The sequence below is a fragment of the Streptomyces sp. NPDC046261 genome (assembly GCF_040646235.1).
Classification (GTDB): domain Bacteria; phylum Actinomycetota; class Actinomycetes; order Streptomycetales; family Streptomycetaceae; genus Streptomyces.
In genome coordinates this window covers 1-16,800 of record NZ_JBEYZU010000028.1, presented here as the reverse complement: position 1 = coordinate 16,800, position 16,800 = coordinate 1, and the positions used below count along the sequence as shown (strand labels likewise).

The window sequence follows — 16,800 nt, the reverse complement described above, 5'->3', positions numbered from 1 at the left end:
GACCGGGGAAGCCGGCGTAGCCGTTAGGCTGGGTGCGTGGCAGTCGTTGATGTATCCGAAGAGCTGAAGTCCCTCTCCTCGACCATGGGGTCGATCGAGGCCGTTCTGGACCTCGACAGGATGAGGGCCGACGTCGCCGTGCTCGAGGAGCAGGCGGCCGCCCCGTCCCTGTGGGACGACCCGGACGCGGCACAGAAGATCACCAGCAAGCTGTCGCACCTCCAGGCGGAGCTGCGCAAGACCGAGGCGCTGCGCGCCCGCATCGACGACCTCGGGGTGCTCTTCGAGCTCGCCGAGGCCGAGGACGACGCGGACGCCCTGGCCGAGGCCGAGGCGGAGCTGCTCTCCGTCCGCAAGGCGCTGGACGAGATGGAGGTCCGTACCCTCCTCTCCGGCGAGTACGACTCCCGTGAGGCGCTGGTCAACATCCGTGCCGAGGCCGGCGGCGTCGACGCCTCCGACTTCGCCGAGCGCCTGCAGCGCATGTACCTGCGCTGGGCCGAGCGCCACGGCTACAAGACCGAGATCTACGAGACCTCGTACGCGGAAGAGGCCGGCATCAAGTCGACCACCTTCGCCGTCCAGGCCCCGTACGCCTACGGCACCCTCTCCGTCGAGCAGGGCACCCACCGCCTGGTGCGCATCTCGCCCTTCGACAACCAGGGCCGCCGCCAGACGTCCTTCGCGGGCGTCGAGGTGCTGCCCGTCGTCGAGCAGACCGACCACGTCGACATCGACGAGTCCGAGCTGCGCGTGGACGTCTACCGCTCCTCCGGCCCCGGCGGCCAGGGCGTCAACACCACCGACTCCGCGGTGCGACTGACGCACATCCCGACCGGCATCGTCGTCTCCTGCCAGAACGAGCGCTCGCAGATCCAGAACAAGGCGACCGCCATGAACGTCCTCCAGGCCAAGCTCCTCGAGCGCCGCCGCCAGGAGGAGCAGGCCAAGATGGACGCGCTCAAGGGCGACGGCGGCAACTCCTGGGGCAACCAGATGCGTTCGTACGTCCTGCACCCGTACCAGATGGTCAAGGACCTGCGCACCGAGTTCGAGGTCGGTAACCCCACCTCCGTGCTCGACGGCGACATCGACGGCTTCCTCGAGGCCGGTATCCGCTGGCGCAAGCAGCAGGAGAAGTAAACACCCCGGGCCGACAAACCCGATCAACCCCTGCGTAGCCGGACATCACGCCCGTAACTTCCTTGACGCTGCCCGCAAAACTGGGAAGGCTGGCGTGCGGCATGCGTATCACTGGGGCACGTGTGGCGGGGGGCGAGCGCCCCGGCTCGTACGACACTGTGTACGGCCGGTTCGGTCACGCCGCCCCCGGAGCGCCACCGCCCCGTGCATAGCTGCTCCATTGACGAGATCGGCTACTGGGGGTAGCAGGCAATGACGAACAAGACGCGGCTGCGCGTTGCGCGCATAGCGGCCGGCGCGATGATCGCCGCGGGCGCTTCGCTGACGGCCGCCGGCGCGGCTTCGGCCGCCGGTGTCGGGGTCGACGTTCCCGGGCTCGGTGTGAGCGTGGACGTCCACACCGCCGCCGGCGACCCGACGTCCGGCCCGACCACGATCCCGCAGCCCACCACTCCCGGTGGCACCACGGGCGGTACGACGGGCGGCGGCACGACCGGTGGTGAGACGGCCGGCGGCACCACGGGCGGCATCACGGGTGGCACCACGGGCGGTGAGACCACGGGCGGTGGTACGACCGGTGGCGGGACCACCGGCGGTGGCATCACGGGTGGCGGCACCACGGGCGGTGAGACCACCGGTGGCGGTACCACCGGCGGTGGCACCACGGGCGGTGGTACGACCGGCGGTGAGACCACGGGCGGCGGCACGACGGGTGGCGGCACGACCGGTGGCGGCACCACGGGCGGCGGGACCACCGGTGGCGAGACCACGGGTGGCGGCACCACGGGCGGTGGCACGACGGGTGGCGGGACCACCGGTGGCGGTACGACCGGCGGTGGCACCACGGGCGGTGGCACGACCGGTGGCGGCTCCACCGGCGGCGACCACGGCTCCACCGGTGGCAGCGGCTCCACCGGCGGTTCGACCGGTGGTTCGACCGGCGGCGACCACAGCGGCTCCGTCACCGGTGGCACCGGTGGTGGCAGCGGCGAGGGCGGCGACGACGCCCGTACCTGCCCGGTGGACACCGACGGCAACTGCAACACCAGCCCCGACAGCGCCGGCTCCCAGCCCGTGCAGCAGGGCAAGCCCAAGGAGGAGCTGGCCCAGACCGGTGAGCTGGCCCAGACCGGTGCAGGTCAGACCGCCTTCCTCGTGGCCGGTGCCGCGACGATGATCGCGGGTGGCGTCGGCTTCCGCATGCTGCCGCGCCTGATCAACCGCAGCTCGGCCGCCTGACGACGGCACACGCCGCAGCGCGAGACGACCGAGGCCCGGGGCGCCCAAGCGCCCCGGGCCTCGGCCCTTGCCACGTGTAATCCCCCCGCTACCCCGCGAAACCGCGAACGAGCACCATCACCGCGACGAGCGCCACCAGCAGCACTATGAGTGCCGCCGGGGTCAGCCCGCCGAAGATGCCTTCCTGGTGCTGCAGCCGCTCGCGGCTCGCCCGGCACACCGGGCACCTGCCCTCGCTGACGGGGGCCGCGCAGTTGGCGCACACCAGTCGGTCGCATGTCATGCGATGTCCTCCTCCGGTACGTCCAACGCGCGGGAGCGCTCTGCGGTTCCCCTTACCACTGTGCCAGCTTTCCCGCCGTTCGGCGCGTGCGGCCCCGCAAACCGGGAAACGGAGGCCAATTGTCCAGGGTTTGTCCCCGATGGTGCCGGTAATGGTGGCGTCAACCCCGGATGCCGACTGCGCGTACACGGACGGTTCGGTATGGTCACGCACACCGACGGGCGCCGTGAACGCGGCGTTCCGTGCCGCTCTCCAGGTCGACGCGTGGTGCATTCGTGATCCGATTCGACAACGTCTCCAAGTCCTACCCCAAGCAGAACCGTCCGGCACTCCGGGACGTCTCGCTCGAGATCGAGAAAGGCGAGTTCGTCTTCCTGGTCGGTTCCTCCGGTTCCGGGAAGTCCACGTTTCTGCGGCTGCTGCTGCGCGAGGAGCGGGCCAGTCACGGCCAGGTCCATGTGCTCGGCAAGGACCTCGCCCGCCTCTCCAACTGGAAAGTGCCACAGATGCGCCGCCAGTTGGGCACCGTCTTCCAGGACTTCCGGCTGCTGCCGAACAAGACGGTCGCGCAGAACGTCGCCTTCGCCCTGGAGGTGATCGGCAAGCCGCGCGGTGAGATCCGCAAGGCCGTCCCGCAGGTCCTGGAGCTGGTGGGACTGGGCGGCAAGGAGGAGCGGATGCCCGGCGAGCTCTCCGGCGGTGAGCAGCAGCGCGTCGCGATCGCCCGCGCGTTCGTCAACCGCCCGATGCTGCTGATCGCCGACGAGCCCACCGGAAACCTGGACCCGCAGACCTCCGTCGGCATCATGAAGCTGCTCGACCGCATCAACCGGACCGGCACCACGGTCATCATGGCCACCCACGACCAGCAGATCGTCGACCAGATGCGCAAGCGCGTCATCGAACTCGAGCAGGGCCGTCTCGTGCGCGACCAGTCGCGCGGCGTCTACGGCTACCAGCACTGAAAGGCAGTGAGAGGACGCCATGCGCGCCCAGTTCGTCCTGTCGGAGATCGGCGTCGGTCTCCGCCGCAATCTCACGATGACCTTCGCGGTCATCGTCTCCGTCGCCCTGTCGCTCGCCCTGTTCGGCGGTTCCCTGCTCATGCGTGAGCAGGTCAGCACGATGAAGGGCTACTGGTACGACAAGGTCAATGTCTCGATCTTCCTCTGCAACAAGATCGATGCCGAGTCGGACCCCGCCTGCGCCAAGGGCGTGGCGACCGACGAGCAGAAGAAACAGATCAAGACCGACCTGCAGAAGATGTCGGTGGTCCAGAGCGTCCAGTTCGAGACGGCCGACGAGGCGTACAAGCATTACAAGGAGCAGTTCGGGAAATCGCCGATCGCCGGCTCCCTCACGCCGGACCAGATGCAGGAGTCCTTCCGCGTCAAGCTCAAGGACCCGTCCAAATACGCGGTGATCTCCAGCGCCTTTTCGCAGCGGCCCGGCGTGCAGGTCGTGCAGGACCAGAAAACCCTGCTCGAGAACCTCTTCAACCTTCTCAACGGCATGAACTACGCGGCGCTCGGCGTGATGGGCCTGATGCTGGTGGTGGCCCTGATGCTGATCGTCAACACGGTCCGCGTCTCGGCGTTCAGCCGCCGGCGCGAGACCGGGATCATGCGGCTGGTCGGCGCGTCCAGCTTCTACATCCAGATCCCGTTCATCATGGAGGCGGCCTTCGCCGGTCTGCTGGGCGCGGGCTTCGCCTGCGTGCTGCTCGTCGGCGGCCAGTACTTCCTGGTGAACAACTGGCTCGCCCACCACATCGACGTCATCCAGTTCATCGGCTGGGACGCGGTGCTGGCCAAGCTGCCGCTGGTGCTGGCCATCGGCCTGCTCATGCCCGCCCTGGCGGCCTTCGCGGCCCTGCGCAAGTACCTCAAGGTCTGACCGGCCCTACCGCGCCCCTCCCGCGCGCCTCCCTGAATTACCTCAACATCCTTCACATGCCAAGGGCGCCGTGCGGTCAACTCCCCGTGCGGCGCCCTTCGGTGTCCTAGACTCACGCGCATGCCCGGCCCGACGATGTTCGTTCCGCCGCGCCGCGTCCGCCGCGGGGCGGCTCTGACATTGGTCTTCGTGGGTGTGCTGACAGCGGGTGCCGCCGTGGGTTCCTGGGGCGGGGAGGCACAGGACGGCCGGACCCCGTCGTGGCAGCGCACCCCGCCCCGTACCGCCGCCCGGGCCGTCGACCGCAGCGCCCTGGAGGCCGCGGCCGAGGAGGCCGCGCAGGACGGCAGGTCCGGCTCGGAGGCGGCCTCCGAGGTCCTCGACCGCAGCGGCGACGCCTGGAGCGCCGTCTACAGCCCCCGCGAGTACGAGGGCTTCGCGCTCGCGCTGGACGGCGCCTACGTCGGGGTCGGCCTCACCACCCGGCGCGCGGCCGGCGGCCGCATGGAGGTCGACAGCGTCCGGCCGGGCGGCCCCGCCGAGCGGGCCGGGGTCCGGGCCGGCGACCGGATCCGCAGCGTGGACGCCGTCGACGTCACCGGCCGGCCGGTGACCGAGGTCGTCTCCCTGCTGCGCGGCGACGGCCGGGCGCTCACCGCCTGGCCCGCCGCCGCGCCCGGCACGCCCGTACGCGTCGGCCTGCAGCGCGGGGACCGGCGGTGGGAGCGGACGCTGCTCCGGGAGCGGCTGGCCACCGAGAGCGTCGAGGTCGGCCGGCTGGCCGGGCCGGGATCCGCGGGCGCCCCGGCGACCCTGATCAAGGTGGCGGCGTTCACCAAGGGCACCGGCGAGCGGGTCCGCGACGCGGTACGGGCCGCGGCGCCCCGCGAGGGCGTGCTCCTGGACCTGCGCGGCAACTCCGGCGGACTGCTCGCCGAGGCCGTCACCACCGCCTCCGCCTTCCTCGACGGCGGCCTCGTCGCCACGTACGACGTCCACGGCCGGCAGCGGGTCCTGCGGGCCGAGCGCGGCGGCGACACCCGGCGCCCGCTGGTCGTCCTCGTCGACGGCGGCACCATGAGCGCCGCCGAGCTGCTGGCCGGCGCTCTGCAGGACCGCGGCCGGGCGGTCGTCGTCGGCACCCGCACCTTCGGCAAGGGCTCCGTGCAGATGCCCAGCCGGCTCGCGGAGGGCTCGGTCGCCGAGCTCACGGTCGGCCACTACCGCACGCCCGCCGGACGCTCGGTCGACGGCTCCGGCATCGCGCCCGACCTGGTGGTCCGCGGTGACGCCGAGCAGCGGGCCCGCACAGTATTGGGTGGCCTCGGGGGTGGGTCCTAGTGCGAGAATGGCGGCGCTATGGCTAAGAAAGAGAAGACGGGTCGCAAACTGGTCGCGCAGAACAAGAAAGCGCGCCACGATTACCACATTCTGGACACCTATGAGTGCGGCATGGTGCTGACCGGCACCGAGGTGAAGTCGCTGCGCCAGGGTCGTTCCTCGCTGGTGGACGGCTTCGTCCAGATCGACGGCGGCGAGGCCTGGCTGCACAACGCCCACATCCCCGAGTACGCCCAGGGCACGTGGACCAACCACAGCGCGCGCCGCAAGCGCAAGCTGCTGCTGCACCGGGCGGAGATCGACAAGCTCGACTCGAAGTCGCAGGAGACGGGCCACACCATCGTGCCGCTCGCCATCTACTTCAAGGACGGCCGGGCCAAGGTCGAGATCGCCCTGGCCAAGGGCAAGAAGGAGTACGACAAGCGGCAGACGCTGCGCGAGAAGCAGGACACGCGCGAGTCGAACCGGGCGATCGCGGCGGCCCGCAGGCGCCAGCACGCCCAGCGGGCGCAGCGGGTCTAAGGCGGGCCCGGGCGGGCCTGGGCGGATCTGCTCACGTCGCGGGAATTAGCTGGCACCGTCGTGCGTTGGTCACGTACGATGGGCTCACAGCACACCGGGTGGTGCCGCGTGCGTACATTGAAAAATCAACATGGGGATGATCGGTTTCGACAGCGGATGTCGAAGCAGGGGAAGCGAGCCGAGGAAGCGGCAATGATCTCGTAAACCATATGTCGCAACCAATAATCGCCAACACCAAGCGCGATTCCTTCGCCCTCGCTGCCTAAGTAGCGACTTGCGAAGTGTCAGCCCGGGGCTGTTCCCGACCCGGATCCTGGCATCAGCTAGGGGACTAAACCACTAGGTCCGGTCACGGGACCTGGTGGGAAATCAAACAGTGACTGAGCCCGTCGGAGACTTGTTCGCGTGATCTCCGGGGCCGAGAAAATCGCAGCGAACTGCGCTCGGAGAAGCCCTGATTCTGCACCGTTGGACGCGGGTTCGATTCCCGCCATCTCCACTCATCCCATGTGAGGCGAAGGCCCCGCTGTCCCAGGACAGCGGGGCCTTCGTCATTCCCTCCCGGGGCAACCGACGACGCGGGACGGGCCTCTTACAGGGGGACCCAGGGGCGACCGAGGGGGGCCCGGTGAACCCGGTGAAGTGGACACGGACAGTGGCCGGCGTCGCGGTGGGCGCGGGCGCCCTGTGGCTGGGCACGGCCCCCGCCGCCGTCGCCGACGAGAGCCCCGGCGCGGCGCACCTCCTGCTCAACGGCGCCTTCGACAACCGCCCCGGCGAACTGATCGACATCGATGTGCGGGGCCTGCGCGAGCGGGGCGGCGTCACCGTCACCTCGCCCGTCTTCCGCCGCCCGGTCCAGCTGACCCCCCACCGGCACGGCGGCCACCGCCACCACGCGCGGCCCGCGATCGCCATGGACGTCGATCCCGGCACGTACCCCCTCACCGTCCACGCCGGCGGCCGGGTGGTGGCCGAGGACCGCGTGGAGGTCCGGGCGCCCCGTCCGGCGGTGTTCCGGGTGAGCGCGCCGGACGACGTGCTGCGGCCCGGCGAGCGGCTGGGGCTGTCCTTCGACGATCTGTGCCCCGGCGCGCGCGGCGAGACCTTCACCGCGGCCTCCCCGGCCTTCCGCTCGAAGGTGCGGCTGACCCACGACCCCCGGGGACCGCACTGGAACAACCCCCGGATGTTCACCGCGCTCGTCGCCCTGCCCCTGGACGTCAAGGACGGTACGTACAAGGTCACACTCACCGGCCCCGACGGCCGCCGGGTCCAGGAGCGGCCGCTCGTGGTCCGGGCGGCCCGGCCCGGCGACCGGGACTACGTCGGCAGGGCCCGCGGCCCGGCCTTCTTCACCGCCACGGGCCGCCCTGACGCGGCCCGCACGCACGGCCACAAGGTGGCGGCGGGCGGGAGCGTCAACGTCCTGTGGCGCGACGCCTCCCCCGACCCGGGCGAGGAGGAGCGCCTGACCGCGACCTCCCCGGCCTTCGAGGCGCCCGTACCGCTGCGGCGCGACGACAGCAAGGCGGCCGACGGCGCGCCGCCCCGCTACGTCGGCCCGGCACGCGTCCGCACGGGCCTGGAATCCGGGCGCTACCCCGTCACCGTCATCAGCCACCACGGCCGGGTCAAACGCACGGGCCACCTCCTGGTCACCGGCGCCACCGGCCCGCACGCCGGGCCCACCGGCCCCGGCCCCGGCCGCGCGCTGCCGCTTGCGGGCGCCGCGGGTGCGGCGCTGGCGGCGGCGGGGGCTGTTGCGGTGCTGCTGCGCCGCCGGCGGCGGGCTGCGGCGGGGGCGCGCCAGTGATCGCCGGCTACCTGGAGGCACAGATGGCGGCGGCCTGACGTCTCACACCCGGGCCGTCCGTGGGGGCGCGTCGTCCAGGACGTGCGGCAGGCCCCGCCGGTAGCGGGCCGCGTCCTGGCGCTTGGCCTCCTCGAGCTCCGGCGGCCGGTAGCCCGCGAACAGCGGGACGCGCTCCTGGCGCGAACCGGTCGCCTCCAGCAGCGCGTTGACCGCCCGCCGGGCCGCCTCGTTGGCCGTCTCCATGCAGGCGAAGTCGACGTTGCTGTACGTACGGACGTACTCGGCGGCCAGGAACAGGTTGGGGATCGCCGTCGCCGCTTCCGGGCGGCGGTCCCAGGTGCCGACGTCGTTGCTCATGTACGGCTCGGTGTTGGCCCACTCGCGGGCGGCGGTGTTCCAGGCGAGCGCCGGGGACAGGGCCCAGGTGTGCAGGATGCTGTCGGGCAGGACGCCGCGCCCGGTGTCCTCCAGGGCCGCCTTCATCTGGGCCCACACCTCCCGTGCGATCTCCTGCCGGGTACAGCGGCGGGCGGGCTTGCCGTAGAGGAGGCCCGGGGCGTCCCAGTTGTTGATGTCCACCGACAGGCAGTCCCGCACCTGCCCGTCGCCCCACGTGCGGGCGAAGTCCTCCCGCCAGAACTGCCCCTGGCTCACCGAGACCAGGCACCAGGGGGCGTCGGGGTACAGGACGTGGCCGCGGATGACGGGTGCCGGGCGGCGCAGGTAGTACTGGATGCCCTGGCACCAGTTGGTCGGCAGGCCGTCCATCGCGGCCAGGCGCGGATCGGCCGCCCGGATGCGGGGGTTCCACAGCGGGCGTGCGCGCTCGGTGGGCACCGCCACCACGAACCAGTCCGCCTCGACGCGTGCCGTCCCCGTCGCCGTGCGGACGCGGGCCGCGCTGACGCGTCCGTCGCGCAGCTCCAGGGCGTCGACGGTGTGGCCCATCGCGAAGCGCACCCCCAGGCCGCGCAGGTGCCGTTCCCAGTGCGTGAACCACGCCTCGCTCGTCGGCCCGTCGAAGACCTGCGCCACCGGCCCGTCACCGCCCTGCGGCAACTGCGAGTAGAGCAGCGCCTCGAGCCCCTGCCCGCACGTGCGGGTGCTCGCCAGCGCCGGGTCGAGCGCGTCGTAGAGCCGGACCCGGTTGCCCCACAGCTTCCGGTACTCCGCGGACTTGCCCTCGACGGCCACGAAGTCGGCCCAGGGGACGTACTCCCACTGCCCCAGGCGCCGGTCGTCGCTGCTGGTCAGCAGGATCGCCATGCGGCGGGCGACGTACGCGCTCTCCCGCGGCGGCAGGTGCAGATGCCGGTCGACGAACCCCACCAGCATCCGCTGCAGCGCGTCCACGTCGAGCAGCGCGGCGCCGAGCGGGGGCAGCGGGCGCGCCGCGTCGGGCCGGCCGCCCGCGCGGGCCATGCACTGCCACGGCACCGCGACGAGGTTGCCGTGGACGCCGTCGGGCCGACCGGGGCACGGGATGCGCCGCAGGGTGTCGGGGAGGTGGCGGTAGAGCCCGAACACCGCCCGGTGGCCGAGCTCTCCCGGCAGGTCCCGCCGCCCGCCGGCCCCGGTGCCGGGCACGGGCACGCTGCGGGCCTTGCCGCCCAGCGCGCCGCGTTCGTGGACGGTCACCTCGAACCCGCGCTCCGCGAGCTCGTGCGCGGCCGTCAGCCCGCCGACGCCGCCGCCGAGGACGGCCACCGTCCGTGCGGCGCGCCGGCCCGGGGCGGGGGAGGGGCCGCTCCCGGAGGCCGGGCGCAGGGCGCCGGCGCCGACGGAGGCGGCGCCGTAGCGCAGGAAGGTTCTACGGGGTGGGGTGGGGGTGGAGGTGGGGGGTGTCGGCATGTGCCTCATGCGCGTCATGCGGGGGACGGTAGGACCGCGCGGCCGGGCCCCGGGCCGATATCGGCGCGCACCACCGGTGTGGGTGGCGCGGCCGCCGCCCCGCGCTCCGCGAGCTCGTGCCCGGCCGTCAGCCCGCCGACGCCGCCGCCGAGGACGGCCACCGTCCTTGCGGCGCGCCGGCCCGGGGCGGGGGAGGGGCCCGCGCACCACCGGTGTGGGTGGCGCGGGCGCCGCCGGGCGGGGTTGACTGCCGGGCGTGCCACACGACATAGAGCCGCGGCTGCTGAGGGCGTTCGCCGCCGTCGCCGAAGAGCTCCACTTCACCCGCGCCGCGGGGCGCCTGTTCGTCGCCCAGCAGGCCCTCAGCCGCGACATCCGCCGGCTCGAACAGCGGCTGGGCGCCGACCTGTTCGTCCGGACGACCCGCACCGTGACCCTCACCGCGGAGGGCGAGCGCCTGCTGCCGTACGTACGGCGGGTGCTCGCCGCCCACGAGGAGCTGGCGGCGGCCTGCGCGGGCGCCGACCGGCCGCTGCTCGTGGACGTCGGCGGCCCCGTCAGCACCGGGCACCGCGTGCTCGTGGCGGCCCGCCGCGCGGCGCCCGGGGCGGAGCTGGTCGCCCGCCACCACGGCGGCCTCACGGGCGCCGCCGCCGCTCTCGCGGACGGCCGGCTCGACGTCTCCTTCGGCCGCCTGGGCGGCCTGCCCGAGCCGCTGCGGGCCGGGCTGTCCCACCAGCCCGTGCGGCTGGAGCCGATGGCCGTGCTCCTGCGGGACGACCACCCCCTGGCCGCCCGCGAGCAGATCCCGCTGGCCGCCCTGCGCGGCGAGACGCTCTACGCGGCCGCGGGCAACCCCGCCACCGCGGAGTGGACGGACCTCGCCGCGCGGCTCTTCGAGGGGCGCGGCATCGCGATCGCCGAGCCGTTCCCCCGGATCGAGGGCAAGGAGGAGTTCGTCCGCCTCGTGCGCAAGCGGGGCTGGTCGGTGCTGGCCAGCGTCGAGTTCATCGAGGTGCCGGGCATGGTCCTGCGGCCGCTGACCGATCCGGTGCCACTGTCACCGGTGATGATGGTGTGGCGGCGCGGGCTGCGCCACCCCGGACTCGACGCCCTGCGCGCCGCCGCCCGGGACCTCGCCGCGGCACACGACTGGCTGGAGCGACCCGCCGGGGCGTGGCTGCCGCCGGCCGACGCGGCACTGCTGGGGTGACGGGCCCCTGACGAAGCCCGTCCGGCGGCCGAGGACCAGGTCGAGGTGACCGGGCCGGAACCGGGGGCCGATCGTCGGCATGCGCGTTCGCGGAGCCCATCCGGTGTGACCGAGGCCCGGACAGTGGTGACCGGGCCGGACCTGAGCCGATCCGTCGGCATCCGCTGAGGTGACGGGCCCCTCGCGGAGCCCGTCCGGCGTCCGAAACCCGGGCAGTGGTGACCGGGCCGGAACCGGGGCCGATTCGCCGGCATGCGCGTTCGCGGAGCCCGTCCGGCGGCCGAAACCCGGGTCGTGGTGACCGTGCCGGGCCCGGGGCCGATCCGCCGGCATCCGCTAGGCCCTTGGGGGCACCCCGTGCCCCCGGGGCTTCCGGCCGGGGGCGCGGCCGGGCACCCTGGGACGCGCGGGGGTACCACCCAGAGGGAAAAGGTGACACGCACATGGCAGCGGCCTCCTACGAGCTGCGGTTCGACACCGGGCGGCTCTGCCTCGACCTGGTGGCCACCGCGGAACCGGCGGAGCGGCTCGACAGTCCCCGGCGGTTACGGTCCTGGCTCCTGGGGGCCCGCGTGGTGCCGCCGGGCACCCCGCTCGACGCCGTGGACGCCGACTGGCTCGGGCGCTTCCAGGGCGTCCGCGACCTGCTGCACCGCGTCGTGCACGCCGAGGTCGCCGGCCGCGCCGCCGACCCCGACCTCGAGCGCGTCAACGCCCTCGCCGCCACCGCCCCGCCCGCGCCGCGGGCGGTCCGCGGACCGGGCGGCCTCCTCGTGCGGACCCTGGCCGCCGCCCCCGACTGCGGGGCGCTGCTGGGGCAGGTCGCCCGCGACGCGGTGGACCTGCTCACCGACCCCGCCGCGCGCGGCCAGTTGCGCCAGTGCGAGGGCGAGACCTGCTCGCTGGTCTACCTCGACACCTCGCGCGGCCGCCGCAGGCGCTGGTGCTCCAGCGAGGTGTGCGGCAACCGCGAACGCGTCGCCCGCCACCGCCGCCGCGCCGGCGCCCGGCCCGTCAACGGCAGCGCCCTGAACGGCTGATCGCGACCGCCCCGCCCCGCTTCCCCCGGCCCCTCTCTTCCCGGCCGCGAAAACCCCGCCCCACCCTGAACGCACGGCCCACCGCGTCCGTACCCCTCCCCAAAGGGGCCACCGCCCACCTGACACCCCCGCGGTCCGGGAACCACCGGACCGCGCTATCGACCCAGGGGGAAGGCTTGCGCAAGGATGCCGCCGTGGCTGACAGGACGAGTCCGGACGAGGACCTGATGCGGTCGCTCTACGACGAGCACGCCGGCCCCCTGCTCGCCTTCGTGCTGCGCCTGGTGGCGGGCGACCGCCAGCGCGCGGAGGACGTCGTCCAGGAGACCCTCCTTCGCGCCTGGCGCAACGCCGACCGGCTGCGCGGCGCGGCCGGCTCCGTACGGCCCTGGCTGGTCACCGTCGCCCGCCGCATCGTCATCGACCACCACCGCAGCCGGCAGGCCCGGCCCCGGGAGGTCGACCCGGGCCCCCTGGAACTGCTGCCCGCCACCGACGAGATCGACCGGGCGCTGCGCCTGATGACGATCTCCGACGCGCTGGGCGACCTTTCCGAAGCCCACCGAGAGGCACTGATCGAGACCTATTTCAAAGGACGTACGGTGAGCGAGGCAGCCGACGTGCTGGGCGTACCGGCCGGGACCGTCAGGTCCCGCGTCTTCTACGCCCTGCGCTCCCTGAAGCTCTCGCTCGAAGAACGAGGAGTGACGGCATGAACCGGCCGGCACCGGACCATGAGCAGGCCGGGCACACCGCCGTCGGCGCGTACGCGCTCGGCGTTCTCGACGACGCGGACGCCGCCCGCTTCGAGGAACACCTCGCCGCCTGCCCGCGCTGCGCCGCGGAGCTGGAGGACCTCATGGGCCTCACCCCCGTCCTCGGCGAGCTCAAGGAGTCCACGCCCGACCCGGAGCTCCTCACCACCACGCCCCGCCCCGAGCTGCTGGACCGGCTGCTGGAGGACGTCGCCGGCACCCGCAGGGCCCGGCGGACCCGCAGGCTGTGGCTGGTGGCCGCCGCCGTCGCGCTGATCGTCGCCGGGCCGTTCGCCGGCGCCGCCCTCACCGCACGCGACACCCCCGGCCACAGCAGCGTCAGCGCCGCCAAGGAGATGTACGAGGAGGGCGAGAAGAAGGGCGCGGTCGACCCGGACACCGACGTCGATGCGACCGTTTCCCTGCAGAGCAAGCCCTGGGGCACCCATGTCGCCCTCAAGCTGGCCCACGTCAAGGGGCCGCTGACCTGCGACCTCGTGGCCGTCGGCAGGAACGGCCAGGAGCAGACGGTCACCACCTGGGCCGTGCCGGCGGCCGGCTACGGCATGCCGGACGCGGCCACCGAGTGGGCCAGGGAGCCGCTCTACACGCACGGCGGCGCCGCCTTCGACCGGTCGGACATCGCCCGGTTCGAGGTGCGTACGCTCGACGGTCGGCACCTGGCGACGGTGCCCATGTGAACGCCCCCGGGCGATCCGTCAACAGGCGACACTCGTGGCAAACCCCTCATGTCCTGACAGGTGCGCTCACTACCCCTGTTCGCGTACGGTTGACGGCTGCCCTACGCACAGCAGAAGGGGGCCTGGGTGGCCGCGCAGAACGCCACAGACGCGCAGGTGGCGACAGGACGGGCGAAGGAGCCCGACGGGGTCCGCGACCGCGAGATCGGTGCCGAACAGCACCATCTGGACCGGGTGTACCGGCGCCTCGAGGAGAAGATCCACGAGGCCGAGTTCCTCATGGACGACGCCGCCAAGCGCGGCCAGGTCGGCACGCCCGGCGCACTCGCCGAGCGGGACGCCCAGGTGTTCCGCGCCGGCGTGCACCTGAACCGGCTGAACAACGAGTTCGAGGACTTCCTCTTCGGCCGCATCGACCTGCTCCTCGGCAAGGACGGCAAGAAGGGCCCGGACGGCGCGTACACCTCCGTCGAGCCCGCCGACGACGCGGTCCGCGGCGAGCGCGCCGAGATCGCCGAGACGCTGCACATCGGCCGCATCGGCGTCCTGGACGCCGACTACTCCCCGCTCGTCATCGACTGGCGGGCGCCGGCCGCCGCGCCCTTCTACCGCGCGACCCCCGTGGCGCCCGGCCGGGTCGTACGCCGCCGCGTCATCCGCTCCAAGGGCCGCAAGGTCCTCGGCGTCGAGGACGACCTGCTGCGCCCGGAGCTGTCCACGACCCTGGACGGCGCCGCGCTCCCCGTCGTCGGCGACGGCGCCCTGATGGCCGCCCTCGGCCAGGCCCGCAGCCACACGATGCGCGACATCGTCTCCTCCATCCAGGCCGAGCAGGACCTGGTCATCCGCGCCCCCGCCGCCTCGGTCACCGAGGTCGAGGGCGGCCCGGGCACCGGCAAGACCGCCGTGGCCCTGCACCGCGCCGCCTACCTCCTCTACCAGGACCGCAGGCGCTACGCGGGCGGCATCCTGGTGGTCTCCCCGACGCCGCTGCTCGTCGCCTACACCGAGGGCGTGCTGCCCTCCCTCGGCGAGGAGGGCCAGGTCGCCATCCGCGCGGTCGGCTCCCTGGTGGACGGCGCCGAGGCCGACACCTACGACGAGCCCGCCGTCGCCCGCCTCAAGGGCTCCTCCCGCATGCTCAAGGTGCTGCGCAAGGCGGTGCGCGGGGCGCTGGAGGTGCCGCAGGGCACCGCGACGGTGCCCGACCGGCTGCGCGTCGTCGCCTTCGGCGCCCGCGTCGAGCTGGAGGCCGAGGAGCTGCGCCGCATCCGGGCCGCCGCGCTCGGCGGGACCGCACCCGTCAACCTGCTGCGCCCGCGCGCCCGCCGGCTGATCCTCGACGCCCTGTGGTCCCGCGCCGGCGGCCGCAAGCGCTACACCGACCCGGAACTCGCGGCCGAGGCACGGGCGGCGTTCGACGAGGACATCACCACCGAGACCGTCTTCACCGACTTCCTCGACGCCTGGTGGCCCGAGCTCACCCCGCGCCGCGTGCTGGCCTGCATGGCCGACGAGAAGCGGCTGGGCCGCTGGTCGCGCCGGGTGCTCAACCCCCGTGAGGTGCGCCAGCTGGCCCGCTCGCTGCGCCGCCTGGACGCCGAGGGCCGCGGCCCGCTGTCCGTGCACGACGTGGCGCTGCTGGACGAGCTGGAGACGCTGCTCGGCGTGCCCTTCCGGCCCCGGCAGCCGCGCGAGGTGGACCCGCTCGACCAGCTCACCGGGCTGGAGGAGCTGATGCCCCAGCGCTCGGAGTCGCGCCGGGAGCGCGCCGAGCGCCTGGCGCAGGAGCGCCGCGACTACGCGCACGTCATCGTCGACGAGGCGCAGGATCTGACGCCCATGCAGTGGCGGATGGTCGGCCGCCGCGGCCGGCACGCCACCTGGACGATCGTCGGCGACCCGGCGCAGTCCTCCTGGTCCGACCCGGACGAGGCGGGCGCCGCCCGCGACGAGGCCCTGGGCACCCGCCCGCGCCGCCGCTTCCAGCTCACCGTCAACTACCGCAACCCCGCGGAGATCGCCGAGCTGGCGGCCAGGGTGCTGGCCCTGGCGATGCCGGGCATGGAGTCCCCGCGGGCGGTGCGCTCCACCGGCGTCGTGCCCTGCTTCACCGTGGCGGGCGACGATCTGGGCGCGGCCGTGCGCGAGGAGGCGCTGCACCTGCTGGGCGACGTGGACGGCACGGTCGGCGTGGTCGTCGCCATGGGCCGCCGGGCGCAGGCGCGCGAGTGGCTGGCGGACCTGGGCGACCGCGTGGTGGTGCTGGGCAGCCTGGAGGCCAAGGGCCTGGAGTACGACGCGACGGTGGTGGTCTCGCCCGCCGAGATCGCCGACGAGTCCCCGGCCGGCCTGCGGGTGCTCTACGTCGCCCTCACCAGGGCCACGCAGCGGCTGACGGTGCTCTCGGGCGAGAAGGACGACCCGGACGGGGCCGGGGTGCCGGACCTGCTCAGGGACTGACAGCCGCACGGCTCGGCGCCCGATCTGACGTTCTGAGAGCGGAACGTGCCCTACCGGAATCACTTCGGGGGCCCGTTTGTTAGCCTGGGTACGGCACCGGCTCGATCCAAGCCCCCGGGCCCAACCTTAGTCGCTTCGAGCGACCACTTGCCGCGAGGCGAGCATGGCGGGTCGGTGCCGCCACAGATGTCCTGAGCGGGCGTCCTCCCCTGACGGGGAGGGCGCCCGTTCGGCGTTTGGTCTTCTCGTATTCCGGAAGATTTGTTCCGCCATGAGGGCCTGGTTACCTCCTACCCGCCGGTAGGTGGGACGATCGGATGTCTCGCGTCTCCGTGACGCGCGCCACGAGCGAAACAAGCGAAAGCAGAGGAAAGCGGCCATGGCAACGGCGCCTAGCGTCTCGTACTCGATGACGGTCCGACTGGAGGTTCCCGCGGGCGGAACGGCCGTCAGCCAGCTGACCACGGCCGTGGAGTCCTCGGGCGGGTCGGTGACCGGTCTGGACGTGACCGCTTCCGGCCACGAGAAGCTGCGGAT

General features: G+C 73.3%; 14 protein-coding genes, 1 other RNA gene and 1 pseudogene. 14 read left to right on the top strand and 2 right to left on the bottom strand.

The features are described 5' to 3' along the window. Nucleotides 1-36: 36 nt before the first annotated feature. Together prfB and ABZ956_RS28970 are read left to right on the top strand one after the other, a co-directional pair. Nucleotides 37-1,143 (top strand): peptide chain release factor 2, encoded by a 1,107-nt coding sequence (prfB, locus tag ABZ956_RS28975; RefSeq protein ID WP_361899916.1) that lies wholly within the window; start codon nucleotides 37-39, stop codon nucleotides 1,141-1,143. Nucleotides 1,144-1,395: 252 nt separating this feature from the next. Beyond that, nucleotides 1,396-2,382 (top strand): hypothetical protein, encoded by a 987-nt coding sequence (locus ABZ956_RS28970; protein ID WP_361899913.1) that lies wholly within the window; start codon nucleotides 1,396-1,398, stop codon nucleotides 2,380-2,382. Nucleotides 2,383-2,470: 88 nt separating this feature from the next. On the opposite strand, the gene ABZ956_RS28965 is transcribed toward ABZ956_RS28970, so the two are convergent. Next, nucleotides 2,471-2,665, bottom strand: a complete 195-nt coding sequence (locus ABZ956_RS28965) for a hypothetical protein (protein WP_361899910.1) — start codon at nucleotides 2,663-2,665, stop codon at nucleotides 2,471-2,473. A gap of 275 nt (nucleotides 2,666-2,940) precedes the next feature. On the opposite strand from ABZ956_RS28965, the gene ftsE reads away from it, so the two are divergent. The 6 genes from ftsE to ABZ956_RS28935 all read left to right on the top strand — a co-directional run bounded on the left by ftsE (nucleotide 2,941) and on the right by ABZ956_RS28935 (nucleotide 8,240). Continuing rightward, entirely contained in the window at nucleotides 2,941-3,630 is a 690-nt protein-coding gene (gene ftsE, locus ABZ956_RS28960; protein WP_071961958.1) for a cell division ATP-binding protein FtsE, read from the top strand. A 19-nt stretch (nucleotides 3,631-3,649) separates the two neighbouring features. Then, nucleotides 3,650-4,561, top strand: coding sequence for a permease-like cell division protein FtsX (gene ftsX, locus ABZ956_RS28955; RefSeq protein WP_361899906.1), 912 nt, complete (start codon nucleotides 3,650-3,652; stop codon nucleotides 4,559-4,561). A 120-nt stretch (nucleotides 4,562-4,681) separates the two neighbouring features. Beyond that, the gene (locus tag ABZ956_RS28950; RefSeq protein WP_361899904.1) at nucleotides 4,682-5,902 is read left to right on the top strand and encodes a S41 family peptidase; all 1,221 of its coding nucleotides are present in this window, start codon (nucleotides 4,682-4,684) and stop codon (nucleotides 5,900-5,902) included. 18 nt (nucleotides 5,903-5,920) lie between these two features. Beyond that, entirely contained in the window at nucleotides 5,921-6,424 is a 504-nt protein-coding gene (gene smpB / locus ABZ956_RS28945; RefSeq protein ID WP_361899901.1) for an SsrA-binding protein SmpB, read from the top strand. Nucleotides 6,425-6,556: 132 nt separating this feature from the next. Beyond that, nucleotides 6,557-6,926: a transfer-messenger RNA gene (gene ssrA, locus ABZ956_RS28940) on the top strand. Between the two features lie 126 nt (nucleotides 6,927-7,052). Next, on the top strand, nucleotides 7,053-8,240 hold the full coding sequence (locus ABZ956_RS28935; RefSeq protein WP_361899898.1) for a hypothetical protein: 1,188 nt from the start codon (nucleotides 7,053-7,055) through the stop codon (nucleotides 8,238-8,240). Between the two features lie 42 nt (nucleotides 8,241-8,282). Here the strand turns inward: ABZ956_RS28935 and ABZ956_RS28930 are convergent, their stop codons facing one another. Then, nucleotides 8,283-10,109 carry an FAD-dependent oxidoreductase gene (locus ABZ956_RS28930; protein ID WP_361899895.1) on the bottom strand — a complete coding sequence of 609 codons (1,827 nt, stop codon included), beginning with the start codon at nucleotides 10,107-10,109 and terminating at the stop codon, nucleotides 8,283-8,285. Nucleotides 10,110-10,347: 238 nt separating this feature from the next. On the opposite strand from ABZ956_RS28930, the gene ABZ956_RS28925 reads away from it, so the two are divergent. The 6 genes and pseudogenes from ABZ956_RS28925 to ABZ956_RS28900 form a co-directional block, all read left to right on the top strand. Next, nucleotides 10,348-11,304 carry a LysR family transcriptional regulator gene (locus tag ABZ956_RS28925; RefSeq protein ID WP_361899892.1) on the top strand — a complete coding sequence of 319 codons (957 nt, stop codon included), beginning with the start codon at nucleotides 10,348-10,350 and terminating at the stop codon, nucleotides 11,302-11,304. Nucleotides 11,305-11,747: 443 nt separating this feature from the next. Then, nucleotides 11,748-12,344 (top strand): ABATE domain-containing protein, encoded by a 597-nt coding sequence (locus ABZ956_RS28920; protein WP_361899889.1) that lies wholly within the window; start codon nucleotides 11,748-11,750, stop codon nucleotides 12,342-12,344. A 194-nt stretch (nucleotides 12,345-12,538) separates the two neighbouring features. Further along, entirely contained in the window at nucleotides 12,539-13,060 is a 522-nt protein-coding gene (locus ABZ956_RS28915) for a sigma-70 family RNA polymerase sigma factor (protein WP_361899886.1), read from the top strand. After that, nucleotides 13,057-13,800: a zf-HC2 domain-containing protein gene (locus tag ABZ956_RS28910; RefSeq protein WP_361899883.1), complete on the top strand. Its 744-nt coding sequence runs from the start codon at nucleotides 13,057-13,059 to the stop codon at nucleotides 13,798-13,800. The genes ABZ956_RS28915 and ABZ956_RS28910 overlap by 4 nt, the downstream gene beginning before the upstream one ends. A 156-nt stretch (nucleotides 13,801-13,956) precedes the next feature. Continuing rightward, complete coding sequence (locus tag ABZ956_RS28905; RefSeq protein ID WP_361899993.1) at nucleotides 13,957-16,263, top strand: UvrD-helicase domain-containing protein; 2,307 nt, start codon at nucleotides 13,957-13,959, stop codon at nucleotides 16,261-16,263. A 379-nt stretch (nucleotides 16,264-16,642) separates the two neighbouring features. Then, a pseudogene (locus tag ABZ956_RS28900) lies at nucleotides 16,643-16,800 on the top strand (NAD-dependent malic enzyme); the annotation flags it as partial.